The 21,333-nt window shown below is 54.0% G+C and carries 16 protein-coding genes; all 16 read right to left on the bottom strand.

Annotated elements, in window-relative coordinates; all coding sequences use genetic code 11:
• Positions 1-66: 66 nt before the first annotated feature.
• The 16 genes from ONB52_01525 to ONB52_01450 all read right to left on the bottom strand — a co-directional run bounded on the left by ONB52_01525 (position 67) and on the right by ONB52_01450 (position 21,255).
• Complete coding sequence (locus tag ONB52_01525; GenBank protein ID MDZ7414819.1) at positions 67-552, bottom strand: hypothetical protein; 486 nt, start codon at positions 550-552, stop codon at positions 67-69.
• 228 nt (positions 553-780) lie between these two features.
• Positions 781-1,830 (bottom strand): PorV/PorQ family protein, encoded by a 1,050-nt coding sequence (locus ONB52_01520; protein MDZ7414818.1) that lies wholly within the window; start codon positions 1,828-1,830, stop codon positions 781-783.
• A gap of 345 nt (positions 1,831-2,175) precedes the next feature.
• Positions 2,176-5,544 carry a T9SS type A sorting domain-containing protein gene (locus ONB52_01515; protein ID MDZ7414817.1) on the bottom strand — a complete coding sequence of 1,123 codons (3,369 nt, stop codon included), beginning with the start codon at positions 5,542-5,544 and terminating at the stop codon, positions 2,176-2,178.
• 104 nt (positions 5,545-5,648) lie between these two features.
• Positions 5,649-8,711, bottom strand: a complete 3,063-nt coding sequence (locus ONB52_01510; protein ID MDZ7414816.1) for a TonB-dependent receptor — start codon at positions 8,709-8,711, stop codon at positions 5,649-5,651.
• Positions 8,712-8,806: 95 nt separating this feature from the next.
• The gene (locus tag ONB52_01505) at positions 8,807-9,328 is read right to left on the bottom strand and encodes a DUF4397 domain-containing protein (GenBank protein MDZ7414815.1); all 522 of its coding nucleotides are present in this window, start codon (positions 9,326-9,328) and stop codon (positions 8,807-8,809) included.
• A gap of 402 nt (positions 9,329-9,730) precedes the next feature.
• Complete coding sequence (locus ONB52_01500) at positions 9,731-10,123, bottom strand: response regulator (protein MDZ7414814.1); 393 nt, start codon at positions 10,121-10,123, stop codon at positions 9,731-9,733.
• Between the two features lie 282 nt (positions 10,124-10,405).
• Entirely contained in the window at positions 10,406-11,032 is a 627-nt protein-coding gene (locus ONB52_01495) for a response regulator transcription factor (GenBank protein MDZ7414813.1), read from the bottom strand.
• Between the two features lie 86 nt (positions 11,033-11,118).
• Entirely contained in the window at positions 11,119-14,400 is a 3,282-nt protein-coding gene (locus ONB52_01490; protein ID MDZ7414812.1) for a histidine kinase, read from the bottom strand.
• 193 nt (positions 14,401-14,593) lie between these two features.
• The gene (locus tag ONB52_01485) at positions 14,594-15,070 is read right to left on the bottom strand and encodes a hypothetical protein (protein ID MDZ7414811.1); all 477 of its coding nucleotides are present in this window, start codon (positions 15,068-15,070) and stop codon (positions 14,594-14,596) included.
• Between the two features lie 628 nt (positions 15,071-15,698).
• The gene (locus ONB52_01480) at positions 15,699-15,983 is read right to left on the bottom strand and encodes a hypothetical protein (GenBank protein MDZ7414810.1); all 285 of its coding nucleotides are present in this window, start codon (positions 15,981-15,983) and stop codon (positions 15,699-15,701) included.
• 105 nt (positions 15,984-16,088) lie between these two features.
• Positions 16,089-16,484: a DoxX family protein gene (locus ONB52_01475; protein ID MDZ7414809.1), complete on the bottom strand. Its 396-nt coding sequence runs from the start codon at positions 16,482-16,484 to the stop codon at positions 16,089-16,091.
• A gap of 157 nt (positions 16,485-16,641) precedes the next feature.
• The gene (locus tag ONB52_01470) at positions 16,642-17,055 is read right to left on the bottom strand and encodes a VOC family protein (protein ID MDZ7414808.1); all 414 of its coding nucleotides are present in this window, start codon (positions 17,053-17,055) and stop codon (positions 16,642-16,644) included.
• 315 nt (positions 17,056-17,370) lie between these two features.
• Positions 17,371-17,820, bottom strand: coding sequence for an AAC(3)-I family aminoglycoside N-acetyltransferase (locus ONB52_01465; protein ID MDZ7414807.1), 450 nt, complete (start codon positions 17,818-17,820; stop codon positions 17,371-17,373).
• A gap of 189 nt (positions 17,821-18,009) precedes the next feature.
• Positions 18,010-19,452 (bottom strand): MATE family efflux transporter, encoded by a 1,443-nt coding sequence (locus ONB52_01460; GenBank protein MDZ7414806.1) that lies wholly within the window; start codon positions 19,450-19,452, stop codon positions 18,010-18,012.
• Between the two features lie 364 nt (positions 19,453-19,816).
• Positions 19,817-20,239 (bottom strand): VOC family protein, encoded by a 423-nt coding sequence (locus tag ONB52_01455; protein ID MDZ7414805.1) that lies wholly within the window; start codon positions 20,237-20,239, stop codon positions 19,817-19,819.
• Between the two features lie 98 nt (positions 20,240-20,337).
• Positions 20,338-21,255: a VOC family protein gene (locus tag ONB52_01450; protein MDZ7414804.1), complete on the bottom strand. Its 918-nt coding sequence runs from the start codon at positions 21,253-21,255 to the stop codon at positions 20,338-20,340.
• Positions 21,256-21,333 lie beyond the last annotated feature (78 nt).

Here is a 21,333-nt window from a genome sequence, read left to right as displayed (position 1 = left end):
CTTGCGCAGCAAAACTCTGCTAACTTTGAGCCTTGTCACGCGTAAGTCGGGCCTTCACAAATCGCGTTATTTCGAGTGCCGGCGAACGAAGAGGCCGATGGGCAGCCCGACGCAGAGCATGAGAATCAATGTGTCGATGATGACTTTGCCAGGCGCGTACGAGAGTTTGAAGGGAACCGCGGAGAGCGGCAGCACGATGAGATTCATCACCACGTAAACCGGGATGCCGTAAGCCAGGCCGCAAACAACGGCGTGATCGACGAGCATCTTGAGCTTGCGGCTCGCGGCATAGTAAACCGCGGTTGCCGTCGTCGCGATGAAGAGGTGCAGCACGAGACCGAGGGCGGCGGTTGTGAAACCACCTTCGAAAGCCTCTGCGCCAAGCAACCCGCTGGCAATGGCTTGCAGGACGCGCGTTGGGCTGACGCCGCGCAGGCCGCTGTTGACAAACGCCGCCAAGATATCCAGCGCGCCGGCAATCAGCCCGCCGTAGAAAATTGCCCGATAAGTTTTCGGCTTTTCCAGTGAAGATGCTGCCGAAATTGCGTTCATAAAAATTTTACCTTTAATCCGTTAAAAACATTCACGCAAAGACGCGAAGTCGCTAAGGTTGCGCAAAGAAAAGCAAAGAGAAAAACTTTGCGTCTCTGTGTCTTTGCGTGTGCTTTTTGATTCCAGCTCCTCCGGTGTGGGATAGGCGAAGCCGGACTTGCGCGGCGAAATTTTGCAAAACTTCAAGAATCGTCATGCACAAGTCCGGCTTCATTGATTAGCAACTAACTAAAATCCCAGCGACACGGAAAGGACATTGCTGGCGTTGAAGAAAGCAAGATCGCGATAGGCGTAGTTGAGGTCGATGCCGAGGCCGGTGAAATCATAGTGCAGGCCGGCGCCGAGCGTCAGGCCGTAAATGTAGGCGCTTTTGCCGACGGCGTCGTCCGGCGTATCCGGCGAAATGCTGTAACCGCCGCGCAGGAAAAGCTGGTTTCTAAAGTTGAACTCGGCGCCGAAACGGCCGACGTTTTCCTGAAAGTTGTTGTCTTGAAACACCGACAGCAGTTGCAATTTATTTTTGTCGCCCAGCGGCAGCGTGTAAGACAAGCCGAGCTCCAACGTGGTCGGCAGCTCGTCTTTTTGCGCCACGACTTGATACGGGGACGGGCCACGATCAGAGTTCAGCGGCTGCGAGTTGTGATACAAGCCGGTGCCCTGATATTGCATGGCCGGGCCGATGTTCTTGACGGCGACGCCGATGCTCAGGCCGTTGATCTTGCCGAGATTGCTGTACTGCACGCCGGCATCGAAAGCAAAACCGGTGGCGCCGACGCGATCGATGCTTTCGTTAATGATATTCAACGTCGCGCCGACATTGACGCGGTCACTCAACGCCCGCGAGTAAGTCAATCCCGTGGTGATGAATTGCGGGCTGATGACGGCGCCGGTTCCGTCCGGCGCCTCTTCGGTGGTCACCTCGATGTCGCCGATATCCAAAGATTTGAGGCTGAAACCGAGGGTGCCGAAACCGCCAAAGTTGGCGCTGACGGCCACATAGTTGACGTTGATGTCCGCGATGTGGCGCATGTGGGAAAACATGGCGTTGGCGGAATAGGACGAGCGGCTCAGTCCGGCGGGGTTCCAATAAATCGCTTCGATGCCTTGCACGGAGGCGATGGCGGCGCCGCCCATGCCGATATACCGCCCGCCAGCCGGAATCAACAACTCCGACGCGGCGTTTGTGCCGGTGCGGTTCTCTTGGGCCATGGTCTCGTCGCCGGCGAACAAGAAGACGGCAAGCATCAAAACAAGAAATTTATCGATGGAATTTTTCATAAGATTTCTCCGGTTAACATGATGAGAATGCAGCGCAGGCATCTTGTCTGCATCTGGCGCCTATGCAGGCTGGAAGCCCGATGTCACCAACTTTTCAAGCAAAGCAAAAAACTCTCACGCAAAGACGCGAAGCCGCAAAGGTTTCGCAAAGATTTTTAAACCACAAAACCCACCAAGAGCACGAGGAAAAACTTTGTGCCTTTGTGATCTTTGTGATGATGAGACTTGTGTTTGGCAATTGCTGCATAAAAACTCTTTGCGTCTCTGCGTCTTTGCGTGTGTTTTTGCTTTTGGATTTTATCGCTTCGAAAAAGTTAGCAGCACTGGGCTGGAAGCCTCATCGTCTCAAAAGTTTCTCAGGAATTGCTGCTCCTGCACGATGGCGATCTTCAAGTCTTTGGTCACGCCCAAATCCGGAAATTCAATGCGCGCGACGTAAATGCCGCTGGCCACCGGCAGGCCCGCTTCGTTCTGCAAATTCCAGCGCAAAAACTGCGCGTTGTCGGGCGCGTCGAGGCCTTTGGTCAGCGTGCGCACCAGCACGCCGGCCAGGTTGAAGATGCGAATGATGGCTTTATCCGGCAAGTGCGAGAAGGTCACAAAACGGTTAAATTGGTTCTGCTCGAACCGGTTGAAGCCGAAATAAGGATTCGGGAAAACTTTGACCAATTTGGCGACGTCCTGTTTGGCGAGGCTTTGATCAACGAGCGGCGCCTTGCTGGTGAAGATAAATTTATCCGCCGTGGAGTTGACGTGATTGGCGAGGATCAGAAACTCATCTTCACCCGTGCCTCCTGGCGAAAACGGCACGTTGCCGCGCCGGGCGACGGTCAGGAACCACATGACCGGCAATGGATTCCCGATCGCTTCCACTTGAAAAGCCGGGTTCGGCGTTTCGCTGTAATCCGCATCGAAGATCCAAAGCCATTCGCGCGGTCCGCTTACCGCCGTATTATCACCAACGTTAAAATCCGGCGGCCACCACTTGCCGTCAACCAATCCGCCCGAGGTGTTGTTCTCAAGATGTCCTACCACGAGCCGGCGGGGTGGATTTGCCTCGACATCATAAGCAGCCAAGGGAACGCTCTTGGTGAAATCCTGATAAGAATAGCCGCCGCTGGGATTGATAATAAACGGCGCGAATTCGGGCTTGGCGGGAGGATTTGCAAAACCGCGTCCATATCTGTAGCCATAGGAAACATTGGGGTCATTCCGATCATAATTGCCATTGACATCAACTTTTGCCAGCCTCAGCACAACATTTTTGAGAATGGGCGCTGCAACTCCGGGAATGCCGCTGCCGAAAACACTGGCCGGACTCGCCCAGCCAATCGCGCCTTCGAATCCTTCAAAGCCAAAGCCGCCGGCGCCGCCGGCAAAGGTAAACCGCCGTGTTCCGGAAGGGATATCCCAATCCTTCATGCCCGGCGGCGGCCCGATGACCTTGACTTGCAGACCATCCGTGATCAGATAATTCCCGTCACCGCTCTGATTGGTTTGATTGGAAAGCATGGTTTTGTTGGCCGTTGCATCCTTCAATGCCCAAACGAAGCCGCCATGGCCATCGTCCGAAAAAGACACTTCATAATCATGAGCCTTGGCTTTGAGCGGATCCATCACGATGGCGACCACAGTACCGTCGCTTGGCCCCTCATGCCGAACGGCCAGCGAATCACCGGGAGTGGAAGCCAAACGCACACCCGGCTTGGTGCTTTGCGGAACGACGGTCACGACCGAGGGCGGGCTTTCCAGAGTTTTGATGGTCGCATTCGGATCCGGATTATAGCTGTAAGCGGTGACGCCAAAATAATACGGCTGGCCGTTGATGAGCGGCTGCTCGCGCAGGCGATCGCGATCGGCGATGAAAGTCCGCGACAGGCCGCTGTCGTTGCCGAATTGCACGGGAAGATTCAAAATCAAACCGGAACGCGGATCGAACGTTTCCTGTGAAATCGTTCGAATCGAGTTGTTGACGTCGAAAGTGGCCAGCTTGACGCCTTGCTCCACCGTTGCGCCGGCGGTCGGCAATTGATAAACATTATAGCCTTCGAAAGCGTATCCTTTGATCGTATCGTTCTCGGTGGCCGCCACCGCTTCCGGATCCGAGGCCCAGTTGATAAAAATTCGGCCGGAATATTCGGTGGCCGTCAGCTTGGGAGAGGCCGGCGGCTTGGGCAGTTGAAAGAGATTGTCAAACGCCGACTGGGCGAAACGGTCAAAAAATTTCAACACCGCAATGCTCGAAAGCCGGTCGGAGCCGAGCGCGGAAATCGAAGCGATCACGGTTTCTTGCGTATCGCCGAGCGCCATCGTAAAAGGCCCGGTGGCCAGCAGCATGCGACGATCGCCAGCGTTGGCGTCGAGCCAGCCGGAATTGGTGATGGGATCGCCGGGAACACGAAATTTCGTCCGGTTGCCGGCGGGGTCGCGCCACGGGTCCGGCGGATTTTCCGGTCGCGGGCGGAAGCCGCGCAACAAATTGTACCATTGCAGCGTGCTGAGATAATCGTTGTTGCCGGTATCCGGATCGCGATCGTTTTGGCCGGCGGCAAAAAACGCAAACGAGGTCATCGGCAAATTGCGAAAGCCGCGTCGCTCTTTCAAACCGAAAATCGCCTTCTCATTCGGATCCGGCACGAGCGGGCCGGCAAAGAAATCGTAACCCGCGGCCGGCGGCGGCAGTCCTATCGCCGCGTAATTGCCATCAACGGCTTGGGAGTTATAGACAAAACCCAGGCTCAGGGTGGTGTCGCAGCCGACATAATCATCGCCAAAACTGCCGAGGTCCGGATCGACAAACTGGCAGAAATACATGCTATCGATGGTGGCGTTTGCCGGCGTGGTCTCCGTGCCTTTGTAGATGAGGCGAAATTGCTTGAAGATGACGTTGCCCAAGGCATCGGCGCGGCGATAGGCCCAGAGCGTGAGCTGCATTTCAATCCCAATCGATGGCGATCCTGAGAACGTGTTCACCCGCGCCGCATTCAAATCGTTGGCCACCAGCCAAACGACCTGATCGCCATCGGCATAACCCGGCTCATCCGCCTGCGGAAAAAGCACAGGCGTGCCGTCGGCGTTGAATTGCGGCGTGTAGACGCCGTCATGGTTGGCGTCATAAAAGGGCGCGCCCTTTCTCGCCGGCCAGTCAATCCAGTCCTGGCGATAGAGATCGCGCAGTTCTTGGATTTGCGCTTCGCTGACGTTGGGCGCCGTGGTCTTGTAGAATTCCGCGGCATCCTGGCGCAGATCGGCAGTGGCAAAATCCCGGCGCACACGCCAAACGCGATCGACGTTTATCTTGTCATTGACATCTTCGGCGACGCCGCGCGAGATGATGGCGCCGGGCGTCGTGCCGATGATGAAATCCTGGCCGCCCACTCGAATCGCCGGCGTGCGGCCATCGTTGACGCGGCCGCCCCAAATAAAACCGTCTTGAAAAATCGTCGCCACCTGCGGATTGGTGCCGCGCGGGAAATACAACCCCGGCGCGCTGATATCCGGGTCGGTGGCCGATTTGCCGTCAGAGAGAACCCACATCGCCACATTGCCGATGTTGATCAGAGTCCGGCCGGTTCTCAAGTCGGCAGCCGTGTTGGCCAAGCCGGACGACGCCGGCTTGCGATTTCTTCCTTCAACGGCGCGCCCCTGTTCATGAGCTATGAACAGCGTGGCTGCGAAAAAGATGAAAAGAAGAGGGTAAAATTTTTTTCTCATTTCTCATGCCTCCGTAAAGTGATTTTTCGTAGTAGCGCCTTTAGGCGCCATATGATCGTGAAACTCCGGCTCCTGAAGGAGCTACTACAAAAGTTATTGTCAAATTAAAACTGAATCCTCGCGCCGAAACGAAGGGTGCGCGGCTGGCCCAGCAAGGCCAGGCCGGTATTGCGGGAATAATTCGTGCCGTTTCCATTCAAATTGATGGCGCGGTGCAGCGCTTCGAAAGCCGGACCGCCGTTGGCTTGAACGATGGCGCTGCTCAGGGCCGCGTCGTCCAAAAAGCCATCATTGAACGCATTGCCGGTCCGGTCGTAAACGTTGATTACGTTCCGGCGATTGGTCAGGTTCTGCACGTAAAAATAAAGATTGGCTTCGAGCGGCCCGAGGTCGATGGTGCGATCGAGACGAAGGTTCAGTTGCGTGTTCCAGGGCGTGAGCGAGGCATTCACGTTTTCCAACGGCACGCGTGAACGCGGATCGGTAATTTCACCGGCCATCGAGGGGTCTTGCTGGCCAAAATCGCCTTTGGCCAGCGTAAACGGATGGCCGCTGGTGAAAGTGAACAACAGATTCAAGCCGGTGCGCTCCAACCAGCGCCCGCCGTCGCCTTTGCCAAAGCGATAGTCGAAATTGATCGAGCCGCGATGCGGCCGGTGGAAATCCAGCGGCGAAATCACCGTTGGCAATTCCTGGCCAAGCTCGATGCCGGCAATGGCGCTGTTGCTCACCGAGCCGGTTCCCAGAGAGCGCGAGAAGGTATAATTCAATTGCGCGGACACCCGATTCGTGCGCCGCAGTGTTAGCGACAGTTCCACGCCGGAGGTCGTGGCAAAATCGCCGTTGATCAAAACGTTGTAAGAAAATGCCTGCGAGGTCGGATCGGTGAGAACCCTGGCGGTTTGCAATTGGCCGCTGATGTTTTTGTAAAAGAGGGTGACGTCAAAGGCGGCGTTGTCGGCAAACTGTTGATTGAAGCCGATTTCATATTGAATGGTTTTTTCCGGCTTCAGCCCGAGGCCGACCAAGTTCGCCTGGAAGGAGGTACCGCCCAAAAACAAGGCGTCGTACCAAGTCGAGCCGTGGTAAATGTTGGCGAACGCCGGCGCCTGCACGAATTTGCCGTATTGCAAATGGAACACCGTGCGATCGGTGACCGGAAAGGCCAAGCCCAAACGGGGACTGACCTCGACATCCGCCTCCTTTTTAACCAACTGCTCCACAAACAAGCCGTGATTGTCGCGATCCCACGGCGGATTGCCGGGATCGGCAAATGTAAAATCATCGTTGTCGATCACGTCGAGGCGCAAGCCGGCGTTGATCACCAGATCAGAAATCTCGAAGCGGTCTTGCGCGTAACCGGAAAAATACTGCGGATACCGCGGCCCATCCGGCCCCTTGACATCAATCTCATTGCCGAAGGCGTCATAGCCATAAGTAAAATATTGCTGCGTGCCGACACTGGAGGCAAATGCGGCGACATCGCTCGGATTGCCGGCCAAGGCGCCGCGCAGAACATCCGGGTTGGCGCGCGCCGAAGTCAACAGCGTGCGCGGCACCGCGCCAAAGCTTCGTGAGGTCCACCGCTCATAAGCAGCACCCAGCTTCAGCTCGTGCGAACGATACTGTGTGGTAAAAGCCAAAGAGCCGCCCAGGTACCCGCGTTTGCTCTTGGCATAAGCGACGCCGCCAAACCCGGAAACGCCTTGCCCGCCCGAGGGCGCGCCCGGAGCGATGAAGTCGAATCCGTGAATATCAAACGAATTGCCGCCGCGCCAGAGAGTGGCGTCCTTCCAGCTAAAAAAACTTACTCCCTTCTCCGCATTGGCCACGCTATCCCAGTAGGCCCAGATGTTGTGCTTGAAAATGGGATCATAGCCCACCTGGCGGCGGTCGAAGTAGTTCAAGTTGATTTCGTAGAATGAGCGGGCGCCGAGCACGTGGGTGAATTTCAGATTGACCAAACCCGTGCTCAATTCATCCACCCGGGTGCGGTCGCGATTGAACATGTTGGCAACGTAATTTGGAAAACCGCCGATGCCGTCCTGGCGCTGAAAGGAGAAGGAGCCGCCCAGCCGGAAAATGAAGGGATTGGCATCATACACGATCGTGCCGTTTCCGATCCACAAGTTTCGCGCCGTCGCCGGAATGATGCCGTCGCGCATGTGAATGCCTTGCTGTTGGACGAGCGCTTCCAGCGGCTGGCCGCTATTGTTGGTGAAAACGAGCGGAAAGTTATGCTCGTCCATGTAAGTCGGCGCGTGGTTGAAATCAAAGCCCTTCCAGAATTGCGCGATGCGGTCGCGATCAAAAACGTTTTGTCCGGCCAGAAAAAGCCGCAGCTTGTTGTTGGTCTTCGGTACCGGGCCGCTGAACGTCAGCGTGTAGTCCGTGTGCCCGTAAGAATAGGTGTTCAGAAATTGATTTCCCGCCTTGACCACATTGTCGGTCTCTCCCTGGAAAGAGAAATGGTAATCGCTGCTGCCGGATTTCAAGGTCTGGCGAATGATGCCGGCATTGGCGCCGCCAAATTCGGCATTGAAGCCGCCGGCTTGGATTTGCAGCTCTTCCAGCGCTTCGGGAATCACCGTCACCGCATTCACGCCACTGTTGGCGTCGCGCGTGGTGGCGCCTTCGAGATAATATCCGACCTCATCCATGCGCCCGCCGCGGATGTACAAGAGGCCGTTTTGCACCACCACGCCGGGCTGCAAAGCTATCGCCGCGCCGACGCCGCGCACCGGCAGATTTTGTATATCTTCCGCGCTTTGAATGCGCACAGCATTCGTGGCATTTTTATTCACCAGCGGCCGCTCGGCAACGATGCTGACTTCGCCCACTTCCACCACGGTGGCCGGCATCTTGAAATTCGCCTCCGTCGTCAAATCCGCATTGACGCGGAGATTGGCAATGCTGACCTCCTGGTAGCCGACGAACGTGGCTTTGGCGGTATACACACCCGGCGGCACGTTGAGAATGACGAAATCGCCGTTAAGATTCGAAGCCGCACCCAAAGTTGTGCCGGCGACCACCACGTTGGCCCCGGGCAAAGGTTCGCCGGTTTCCCGGTCCGTCACTTTGCCTTTGATCTTTCCCGTGGTTCCCGCCAAAAGCAGCGCCGGCAACAACAGCGCTGCCATGAACATGACAAGAAAGTTTCGTTTCATGATTTTGCCTCACAAAAAGTTGTCATACTATCCTATGAAAATAACTTTCGTAGTAGACCCTTCACGCTCTGTGCCTGAAGGCACAACTACGAAACTCAATCATCCGCGAGATTAACCAGCTCTAACGCGCCGGCGCTGCCCAAAATCACGCTGGTTTGGCGTTTGTTCATGGCATCGAGAGTCGTCGAGGCGAGAACCGCAGTGGTGTCCGACGCTGCCGTGACTGTGATCGTGTAATTGCCGGCCGGAAGCTGCAAATAGCCCGAGTCGTCTTTGAACGCCAAGCCGCTCAGCCGCGCCGTCTGGCTGGCGCCGGCAATCTTGACGAACAAATCCGGCGCATTGGCGGCATGAACGATCCGCAGCAACGCCGTGCCGGTGTTAGCCGGATCAAAAATCCGGCGCTCGGACAACTTGAGAAATTCCCGCACCGGACCCGTTTGGGGCAAAATCACCACCGTGCCACGCTTGTATGATTCCATGGCAAAGCGCAGCGTATCGCCGGTGCTCAGCACGGTGACGCGATTGCCGGCCGGAAATTCCGTATGCGGAATAGCGCCCTTGAACACGACGTCGCCGAGGTTTGAGTCGTCGACTTTGACGCCGATTTTGTCCACGTCTCCGGCTGCATGCACAAAGCGAAATTGCGCAAGCAGCTCAGGAGGCTCCGGCCCGGTTGAAGGAACATCGGCACAACTCATCAGCCAAGCCGCCAGCAACAAGATAAACGGCAAGGCCTTTGGAGATTTGAAGTGCATGTGCAACCCTCCTTGAATTTGGTTAATGTCATTCTGGGGCTTTGGTTAAAAAGGATTCACGCCGAGACGCAAAGCCGCAAAGGTTTCGCAAAGATTTTTTAATGGCAAAATGATTAAGGGCAAAATAATTGTTAAAAAGATGCTGAATGATTTTGCCTTAAATTGTTTTGTCCATCCGCAAGAGGCCAAAGTTGAAATTTTCTTTGCGTATTCTTTGCGTCTCTGCATCTTTGCGTGCGCTTTTTTTGTTCGCGTTGAGCGTTATGCCAGGGCAAATATCTTCTCGCCCCGATCACCCCGCGACGCAAAGGCAGCCAGCTTTTCCAGCAATTCCTCCACATCCAACGGCTTGTGAAAAATTTCGGTGATGTTACACGCTTTCACGGCCTGCCCGATTTCCGTATTGCTGTAGGCCGTAACCAAAAAAAGCTCGAGCGCCGGCTGCAAGCGCTTGAGCTCGCGGCACACTTGCAACCCGTCGAGATCCGGCAATGAGTAATCACAAATCACGATATCGATGGGCTCATTCAAAACTGTTTCAAGCGCCTGGCGTCCATGCGTGACGCCGCGCACCCGATAACCCTCTTGACGCAAAAGTTCTTGCAGGCCAGATAAGGTGTTTGGTTCATCTTCGACAACGAGCAAACGGCACATAAATTCACCCAGTTAAAGTTTGATGATCAGAGATGAAGACGCTGGGTGAATAATACCATTTGGCGCGGGTTTTACTCTATAACCTGAAAGGGGGATTTGGGGCGTCGATGCGGGAGGAAAATGCGGGAGGGGATGACACAAATGGGGGAGAAGCAAAGCCGGTCGGATTTGCGCTCGCGAATGAGCAAAACAGCATTGGTTTCCCATGAAAATAAACCGGAGTGCAACAGTGAACCGTTGCACTCCGATTTTCATTCTGAGGAGAAGGCGCTACGACAAACGCTACGTATACACCAACTTCTCCTTCAAGGCCTTCGCCACGGCTTCGGACTTCGAGCCGACCTGGAGCTTTTTGTAAATGTTTTTGATGTGGCGCCGCACCGTTTCTTCGCTGATGAAGAGCGTATCGGCGATCATTTTATAACTTTTGCCTTTGCACAGTTGCGCCAGCACTTCGGTTTCGCGTTGGGTCAATGCGGCGTGCGGATTGGTGCGAAACGAGCCAACCACCATGCGTGCGATTTGGGTGCTCATCGGCGCGCCGCCGTCGTAAGTTTCTTTGATCGCCTCCAATAACTTTGCCGGCGGCGTATCTTTCAGCAGATAGCCACAGGCGCCGGCGCAAAGCGCCTCGAAGACCAGCTTGCTCTCGCCGTGCACGGTCAACACCACCAAGTTTATATCGGGAAGATTTTCTTTGATGATGCGGATGCCATCGATTCCCGACATGCCCGGCAACCTGAGATCCATCAAAACCACATCGGGAGGGTCATGCGCGATGCCCGCAATGGCGGTCTCGCAATCGCGATACGTGTTGATGCATTCAAGGCCGGGAGTGCCGTCAATCAGCAGCGCCAGGCTCTTCCGGAAATCGGCATCGTCTTCGACAATGGAAACAGTGATCATCATTTGCCCTCTCGCGCTTTGATTTTGACTTCGCTTCACCGGAGGTATTGGCAGGGGTATAATCGAATTCGTACGAATGCTTTCCGCAGTTAGTTTAGTCTCCGCGCCGGGAAATGTCCATAACTCAAACGAGGCATTCTCCCTTTGAACCGGATCGTTGTTCCTTTCCCGAGGTGGGTAACCACGATTAGCTCGCCTTGCAGTTTTGCCGCGCGATTCGACATGCTGCACAATCCTCTTCCGGATTCCCCGTTCGTTTCATGACTGCCATTGCCGTTGAATCCCTTGCCGTCATCGGTGAGTGAAATGACCAAGTTGTCATGTTTCATGATCATTTCCAGCGTCACGTTTTTGCAAGTCGCATGCTTCAAAACGTTGTTCATCCCTTCCTTGAAAATGAGCGTGAGGTGCCGCCGCCAATTCATCGGCAGCTTGACGCCCTCGAGCGCCGGCGAAATGCCGTGCACCCGAAAATCGATCCCGGCCTTGTCGAAAATTTCGTCGCCGGAATCCTTCAAATAAATCGCCAGATCGTACAGCGAATCCTGCTCCGGATCGAGCGCCCAGATGAAATTCCGAACGCCGGCGGAAAGGTTTTTGGAAGTCTCGCGAATCTTGTCCAAATAAGTCGCGCTCTCCGGTGAAATCCCATTCAGATTGCGCTTGAGAATCTCCGCAAAGAGCGTCATGTTGGTCAGCTTCTGCCCCAGCTCGTCGTGAAAATCATCCGCGACCTGCTGCCGGACGCGCTCGTTCTCCAGGGCGCGCACCCGCTCGATCTCCAACAAGCGTTTAATTTTATGTCTGACCCGGTAATGATGCGAGAAAGCCGCGCCGACAATGAGGCATCCGATCGACAGAAAGGAGAACCACCAGGTTTGCCAAAAGGGCGGGCGAATCACCACCTTGACGGCCACGCCGGTTTCATTCCAAACGCCGTCGTTGTTCGAGCCCTTGACGCGGAAAACATATTTGCCCGGATCCAAATTGGTGTAACTCGCATAACGGCGCGCGCCGCAATAAATCCAATCATGATCGAAGCCGGCCAACATGTAGGCGTAGCGGTGGTTCTGCGGATTCGAGTAGTCGAGCGCCACAAATTCAAACGCAAAAAAATCGTCGCCCGCCGACAATGCGATTTCTTCTACATCGGCGATGTCGCGGTCAAATTCAACGGCTTTGTCGAATTTCTTGAAGGCCGTGAGCGCCACGGCGGGAACGTGCGCATTGTCTTTCATGCTGTCCGGGAAAAAGCTGTTGAAACCATTGATCCCTCCAAAAAACATTTCGCCGCGCGGGCTCTTGTAGTACGCCCCGGCATTGAACTCATAGCTCTGCAGTCCATCGGTCGGATCGTAGTTTTTGAAGGTTTGCGTGGCCGGGTCGAAACGCGACAAACCGCGATTGGTACTCAGCCACAGGCGGCCTTTTGCATCTTCCAAAATGCCATAGACGACATTGTTGGCCAGGCCGTCTTTTTCCGTGAAGCAGGTAAACGCGATTTTCTCCTCATCACCGTCGCTGATGGCGGAGGACGGCGCCGGAGGCGCAATCCGATTGAGCCCGCCGCCAAACGTGCCAAGCCAAAGCCGGCCGGCATGGTCGCAATGAATGGTCTCAATTATATCATGGCTCAAGCTGTGGGGATGAGCCGGATCGTGCCGATAAGCCGTAAACGTCTCGGTCTGGCGATCAAAACGATAAAGGCCATGGCGCGTTCCAATCCAAAGCGTTCCCCAGCGATCCTCGCCAAGGGAAAGCACGCGGTTATTGCCCAAACTTTTTGGATTTTTCGGATCATGAAGATAGCGCGTGAAAATCCCTTGTGCGCGGTCAAGCTTGTTGAGCCCGTTCGTTGTTCCAATCCAAAGCGCGCCAAAAGTGTCTTCGTAAATGGCGGTTACAACATTGGCGCTTATGCTGCGCGGGTTCTGGAGGTCGCTGCGATAATGAGTAAAGCGCTCTTCATGGGTATCGAATTTGTCCAAACCGCCATGGGTGCCGATCCAGAGAAAGCGTCCGGCATCGTCGGGATCCGCATGGATGGCCCGAACCCGATTGTGGCTTAGGCTGTTGTCGCGGCCAGCAACATGCCTGTAATGCTTGAACGATTTGTTGTGGCGGTCGAATTTGACCAGGCCGCCATCGTTCGTGCCGATCCAAAGGATCCGCCCGGCCGCGCCCGGATCTTCGCAGAGTGACCACACAAAAGAATCCTGCAAACGGTTGGGGTTCGCGACATCATCGGCATAATGGGCGAATCTTTTTTTCTTGCGATCGAACTTGTTCAGGCCGCCGCTTTCCGTTCCAATCCATAAAACCCCCGAGCGATCCTCGCAGATTGCCGTGACTTTGTCACTGCTCAAAGAATGCAGATCAGTGGCAATGTTCCGGTAGCATGTAAACGCGCCGGTCCGCGGATCGAATTGATTGAGGCCCGCTTCCGTCCCGATCCAGAGAAGGCTCGAAGTCGCGCCGCCGGATTCATAAAGCCTGTGGATGGCATTCGAGCTCAAGCTGTTGCGGTCCTTGGGATTGTGGAGGTAGCGGGTGAAGGTATTGGCGCGACGATCGAGTTTATTCAGGCCGCCACGGGCGGTGCCGATCCACAAAGCACTGTCAGCCGTTTCGCAGATCGCCGTCACAAAATTGTCGCTCAAAGAATTGGCGCGCCCCGGATCGTGCCGGTAGTGTATAAAAACCTTCTTGTCGCGATCAAACCGATTGAGGCCGCCGTTCGCCGTTCCCACCCACAGGACACCGGAACGGTCGATGTAGAGCGCCGTGACCACTCCATCGCTCAGGGAATTGGAATCCGCCGGGCTCGGACGAAAATGACGAAAAGCGCCGGTGCTGAGGTCGAACTCATTCAGGCCGCCCCCTCGGGTTCCCACCCAAAGCGTGCCCCGCTCCATTTCCGCAGCGAAATGATGATCCGGAACGGAACCGTAACGGTCTTCGCAAATGGCCGTGATAAAATCATGGCTCAAGGAAGTGGAGTCTTGCGGATTGTGCCGGTAAGGCGTAAAAGTTTTCTTTGCCGGATTGAACCTGTTGAGGCCGCCGGCGTAAGTGCCGATCCACAGCCTTCCAGCTTGATCTTCGCAAACGGCGGTCACCCAATTATCCGTCAACGCCCTGGAATCGTAGGGATCATACTTGAAAACCGTGAAGCTATAACCGTCGTACTTGTTCACCCCCTCTTGCGTGCCGAACCACATAAAGCCGTGACGGTCTTGAAGAATGGCGGTAATCGAGCTTTGAGACAATCCTTGTTCGAGCGAGAGGCGGTCAAATTTTATTTCATTTTGAGCAAAAAGCGCGGCGGCCAAACACCAACTGAGAGCAAGAAGAGTTTGGGATCGCAGCATTTACTGTCTCCAAGATTAATCAAAGTCCAGGCCATGCCAGGCAATACCTTTGCATGCGCTTTTCATTCCGACAACCTCGATAACATATCCACAGCATTGGATGAAAATCAATAACCCATTTGGGTTAAAAGTGCGCGTGCGCACAACGTCTTTAAACTCGGCGCCGGATTCGCGCAGCGCGCGCTCGATCTTTTCAACTGATTTTTCTATACACGGTGCCGATGTAGTCAACAAAATCCGGCTCCAAACCCTGCTGGCGGATGAGCAGTTGCATCTGCGCGCGGTGATGGATGGAATGATAATTCAATTGCAGGGCGATGTCCTTGAGCTTGCACGCCCAGTGGCCGCCGTCGTAGCCGATGAACTTCACCTCGGCAAAGAGCTGCTCTTCGCTCTTGCTCCCAATAAAATCGAGCCAAACTCGCAGGCTATTGCGCCATTGGCTTTCAAGCTCGTCGAGAGCATAAACCGGCTCCCACCAATCCATCTTCGGGTCTTGCGGATACTGAATGATTCTTGCCATCCACTTGTTCTGCGAGTTGATGAGATGGCTGAAGAATCTTATGCACTGCTGCTGATCCGGCAGCGCTTTGATTTTCGCCAGCAGCTTGGTGTTCATAAGATCGTTGAATTTGAAAGTGTCGATGAGATATTGTTTCATTTCCATCATTCGGTCTCCGAAGGCCCAACGCGGACAATCCGCAACCAAAAAGAAAATCTCCAACGGATAAAGCTTTAACAGTTGGGTTCTTCTATCAGTTGGAAAAAGTCTTGGCTTTTTTGCAAAGATTTGTCTTGTAATAGACTACGCCAGTTTTTCAGGCAAGCTGAAAACTGGAGCCCTTCGGGCAGCAATGCCAAAATAGCTTTTTCCCAGCGAATAGAGGAACCCAACCGGTAAAAAAATCTGTTGGGTTTTTCTATCCGCTGGAGAAAAAGCTGGAATTTTATTCTGAGTTTCAAAAGTCAAGGGCATAATGCCTCTGTTATGTGGGGAGTAGCGCCCCGCCTTGCGGGGCAGACACGATGTCCAATGTCACTAACTTTTTCAAGAAAGTCATGACAGGAAGATGTATGGCAGAAAGATATTCAGGTTTCTTGCCAAGCGACCAAGAGTGTTTTTGATGAAAACCCGCCCGCATATTCTTGCCATTCATTTTTCTGTCATTGCTTTTGAATAGTTTTACCCACGATCATTTTGCCTTTCTGAAAAGTTAGCGGCATTGGGCAGGATGCCTGCGCTACAAAAACTTCGCGGTCATGATAGTTTTTTCTGAGTAATACTATAAGACTTCACCTTACGCGGTTCCGAATTGCCCCTCGAAGCGCCGCTGAATCTTCTCCGGCGGAACCTTCTCGATCTCGTGTCCGAGCAGCCATTCATGCCCGAACGGATCGCGCCGGCGGCATTGCCGTTCGCCGTGGGCCTGATCCGCGGGCGCCATGACCATCGTCGCTCCGGCCTGTGCCGCGCGTTGAGCGAGCGCGTCCACGTTATCGACGTGCAGATGAATAATCATGCCGGCGCCGCCAACCGTCAAAGGGCGGCGGATGCCGTAGTCGGGATACTCATCGGCAAGCATCAGCGTCACGGGACCAAATTTGAGCTCCGCATGCGCGATGCGACCATTTGGCTCAGTCAAGCGGATTTTTCGGCCGCGACCTCCGGTGCATCACCAAAACCCTTTTCAAGAAATGATTTTTCTATCCGCAGGCCTGAAATACCACGATGCCACGGTCAGGAGGAGAAGTAGCAACGAGGGAAATATTTCGTTCAAAGGGTCATCCATTGCGATATGTGAAAATGCCGCTCCGGACATGGCAAAGAAAAAGCCTGCATAAGCCCATTCCTTCAGTAAAGGAAATTTCGGAATCAGCAATGCTAGAACTCCTAAAATTTTCCAAATACCCAGTATTGTTAGAAAATAGATGGGATAGCCCAATTGTGTAATGCCCCATACTCCGGGCGGTGCCAAGGCTCCTTCCGCTTGCACTTTGAGTAACTGTAATGTTCCGGTTGCCAGCATTCCCAATGCAAGCCAGATCGTAGCAATCCAATAGATAATTTTATTTCTCTTTGTCATGATGTGCTCTCTTCTTGTTTACTGATTCAACAAATATCCGAGCGCGTCGATGTTTTGATACTCCACGTCGAACATCCCGCAATGCTCGGGGCGGCACTTCACATAGCGGGCGTGTAGATCTTGGCTCACCAACAGTTGTGCACTGCTCATCGGCATATTATTTCGGCATCTTGCTCATGTCCATGTGCAGCACGTTCCAGCGATGGCCGTCCAAATCGGTGAAGCCGCAGCCGTACATCCAGCCTTGATGCTCGGCAGGCGCGCTGAAGACCGCGCCGCCGGCTTTTGCCGCTTTCTTTGCCAATTCATCCACCTCTTCTCTCGACTCCGCATCGAAGGAAAGCAAAACTTCCGTGCCCTGCCTGGTGTCGGCGACGGCGTGTCGGGTAAAATTTTTGAACGTCGCTTCGGAAAAAAGCATGAGCACGAGGTTTTTCGTTCCCACAAAAAAACTCGCCGAGTCCGCGCTGTTGCCATAATGCGGGTTCAAAGCAAATCCCAGAGTGGTGAAAAACTCTCGCGACTTGTTCACGTCTTTCACCGGCAGGTTGATCCAAAGCTCTTTGGTCATGGTGAATATCCTTTCAAGCGGATTAAAAAATCATGGCCAGAATAAAATTCTGAAAGTTCCTTATCCCCAACGGATGGAAGAACCCAACGGGTTTGGCTTTCATCAGTTGGGTTCTTCCATCCGTTGGGAAAAATCTTTGCTTTTTTTGCAACGATTCAGCCATAAAGAGATCAGGGTATCAAAGCAAACACTTTGGACGCAGACTTCACTTCTTCTTTGCTTCTGCTTTTTCCAAATTCTATTTCACCTTGAATTTCACAATCGTTCGATTGAAAGCCGGTGTTTGATAACTGATTTTCTCATCCGCTCTTCCACTCAAACCGGAATATCAAAATGATGAACGTCCTCTCGCTTGCCAAGCGACTCATACAAACGGATCGCGGGAGTATCTCCTTGATCCGCCTGAACGAAAATGACATAAGCGCCGCGCTCGCTGGCAATACGCTGGAGTTCCCGCATGAGGCTCGTCGCAACACCTTTACGGCGATGCGCCGCGGAAACTGCGAGATCATAGATGTAGATCTCTTTTCGCTCTTGCTCGAATTTTTGCAGCTCATAAGCAACCAGCCCGCCAACGACCGCATCGCCAGCAAGCGCAACGAGCACAATGAAGTGCTGTTTGCCAAGAAGGTTCCGCAAGTATCGCTCACTTGGCACGGCGTTTTGATAAGTATCCGGCTCTCCAAATGCCTCGCCGAAGACCGTGAGCAGATTTTTAAGAAGCGGTACATCCGAGTCAGCGAGGGTTCTGTATGTGTACGCCATCATTGTCTCCTGCGATTGAAATTTCAGGCCCGAATCGGTCGGGATCAAATCGGCTGAAGCCATCGCCTGCGGGCCATATGTGTCGAGACAAGAAGTTCGACTCGCGGTAGCTTGTCCGTGGGATTAAAATCCTGGCTATTCTTATTTGCCACTATGGGACAAAATCTCCCAGCGGACACACATGGCCTATTACACCTGCACGGTTTTCCATCCGCCTTTTCTGAACAGCCACAGCGTGAACAATCCCGCCGCGGTTTCGGAAATGAAAATCGCCCAGAACACGCCGGTGTAATTCATGTCGAGGGTTTTTCCCAGGGCGTACGCAAGCGGAATCTGAAGAAGCCAGAAAAAGAAGAAGTTGATTTTCGTCGGCGTGGCGGTATCGCCCGCGCCGTTGAAAGCCTGCGCCGCCACCATCCACCAGCCATACACAAAATAGGAAAACGAAACGATGATCAACCATTTTCCGCCAATGGCAATCACCTCGGCATCTTCCGTAAAAATTCCCACCAATCTTTCACTGAACAAAAAATAAAAAATCGAGACGCCGATCAGGAACAACATATTCCAGAACCCGGTCACCCACACGGAGCGTTCGGCGCGGTCGGGTCGCTTCGCGCCGAGATTTTGCCCGACGAGTGTGGCAACGGCGTTCGACATGCCCCACGCGGGCATCAGCGTGAACATCATAATCCGCAACGCGATGGTGGCGCCGGCCACGGCCTGGCTGCCGAATTCCGCGATGATGCGCATCACAAAAAGCCACGAGGTGGTGCCGATGAACATTTGCCCGATGCCGCCCCAGGAAGTGTGGACGATGTTGCGCGCCGTCTGCCAGTCGAAGCGAAGATGCGCGCGCAGCACGCGAATGTGCTTGCCGCCTTTGAAGAGCAGCCACAGTTGGAAGAGCACGCCCACGCCTCTACCGATGTTCGTGGCGATGGCCGCGCCGGCGATGCCGAGTTCGGGGAATGGCCCCCAACCGAAAATCAACATGGGATCGAGTATGATGTTGAGGCCGTTGGCGATCCACAGCACGCGCATGGCAATGGCGGGGTCGCCGGCGCCGCGAAAAATCGCGTTGATTACGAACAACAGCATGATGATCGCGTTGCCGCCCAACATCCACTGCGTGTAGCGATAACCATGTTCGAGCGCCCAGGCATCGGCGCCCATGAGGCCGAGCAAATCTTTGGCAAAGAAAATTCCCGCGAGCGCAAACGGAAGAGAAGCGAGCACGGCAAGGAAGACGGCTTGAATGGCGGCGATGCCCGCTTGCTCGCGGTTCTTTTCTCCGATGCGCCGCGCCACGATCGCGGTCACGGCCATTGCCAGACCCATGCCCACGGAATACAAGAGAAACATGTAGGTTTCCGTCAAGCCCACCGCGGCGACTGCCGAGGGCCCGAGTGCACCGACGAAATAAATATCCACCACGGCAAAGGTGGATTCCATGATCAATTCCAAAATCATCGGAATCGCAAGCAGGAAGACGGCTTTGCCGAGGTTGATTCGCGTGTAGTCCGCCTCGGTGCCGCGAATCGCGTTTTTTAATTCCTGCCAAAAGGAAGTGGCGGATGATTGATGTATTTGTCTGTTGGCGGATACCTTAAATGTTGCCTGTTCTTGCATGGTTTCAGCCTTTTAGCGTCGATTCAGATTTCGTTGTGTTTTACTCTGCCGAATTGCGTAATGGGTAATCCCGCTTATGCTTGTGCCTTTGGCATTACTGAATTCAAGAAACTTGTTCTTGGGCGAGTTACCGCAATCTTTGCTTCGGAGAATTCTGGTCACCATGTAATCCCTCAAATTTGGATAGCTCACATTTTGCCGGTGCAATTCTGAAAATCCTTAGTCTGTTACAAGTCAAATCTTTGCAAAAAAAGCAAAGACTTTTTCCAACTGATAGAAGAACCCAGCGGATAAAGCTTTAACAGTTGGGTTCTTCTATCAGTTGGAGATTATCTTTTTGGTTGCGGCTCGTCCGCGTTGTGGTTCACTCTGGAACAGGCCACTGTGGATTCCACGCGACTTCCCACAAATGCTGGTCGGGGTCTTGGAAGTAGCCCGCGTAACCACCCCAAAAGGTGTCTTGAGCCGGTTTGACGATGGTTGCGCCAGCCTTGCGCGCTTGCTCCATTACGGCATCTACTTCCGTTTTGGATGAGACGTTGTGACCGATGGTGAACTCGGTCGCGCTTGGGCTGTGAAGAGCGATCGCGGTATCGTGAGCAATACTCTTTCTCGGCCAAAGCGCGAGCTTCATACCGGCCTGAAGGTCAAAGAAGGCGACCGCGCCATACTCGAACTCTGTGCCGACAATGCCCTCCGTCTTCAATCCCAGGCCATCACAATAAAAACGGACTGCTCTGTCGAGATCATCAACGCCGAGGGTAATGAGGCTAATGCGGGGTTTCATGGTTGAACTCCTCGTAAAAGTTTAGTCGCTTGAACCCGGAGCGCAAAACTTCAGTCTTGCGATGATAAATCATCGCACTCCGCTTCAGTTGAGATTGCTCACGCGCGCCCGTACGCCTTCTGCAATTCGGCGAGGTTGAATTTTTTCATTGAGAGAAAAGCTTGCGTCAGGCGCGCGATCTGTTCTTTGGTGCCCTCGCGCATCATTTCGTCCATGCCCACGGGCACGATCTGCCACGAGAGGCCATACTTGTCTTTGAGCCAGCCGCACTGCTCGGCCTCGGGCACGGCAGAGAGCTTTTCCCAGTAGTAATCGATCTCTTTTTGATCGTCGCAATAGACCATCAGAGAGACGGCTTCGTTGAAAGCGAATTTGTGCTCTCCGGCGCTGTCCATGGCCGCAAACCACTGGTTCTCGAGCATGAAGTCGGTAAACATGATCGTGCCTTCTTTGCTCGGCGCCATGCCCGCGGGATAGCGGGCGATGATCCCGCGTTTGGTATTCTTGAATACCGAGAGATAGAAGTCGGTTGCCTCTTCCGCCTTGCCGCATACGGCTCCCACAAACATCAGCGAGGGAACGATGAAAGGCCGTACTTCGCCCTCGGGATTCGTGAGAATGAGCTGCCACGTGAGTCCGTATTTATCCTGTATCCAGCCGTAGCGCTCGCTGAACGGATATTTATCCAAGGGCATAAGCGCCGTGCCTCCGTGAGACAATTTCTCCCACGCCGCGTCCAAATTCTGCCGCGCATTCTTGTCTCTCGAGGGATCGAAATTAACGAAGAATGACACCGAAGGGTTGAATTTGAACAGCGGGCCTGCGCTGATGGCCATGAACGACTGTCCGGAAAGCTCGAACGAGACGATGTCGCAATCACCTGAGGGCGTGTCGTGCAGTGTGGTGATGTTGGTGATTTTGGAATCGGGGAAGATGGAACAATAGAACTCCGCCGCTTCTTTTGCTTCTTTATCGTACCAAAGATGCGGGACGATTTTGGATTTTAGGTTTGTCATAATGAACTCCGTGCAGGTGATAAATACTCGAACAGGACCATCTGAGTTCTGGATGGATCGCCTGAATTTTACACTGAA

The sequence above is a fragment of the candidate division KSB1 bacterium genome, assembly GCA_034506255.1.
Lineage (GTDB): Bacteria > Zhuqueibacterota > Zhuqueibacteria > Zhuqueibacterales > Zhuqueibacteraceae > Coneutiohabitans > Coneutiohabitans thermophilus.
Note: the sequence above shows the minus strand (reverse complement) of the source record. Positions and strands in the feature narration are given on the sequence as shown.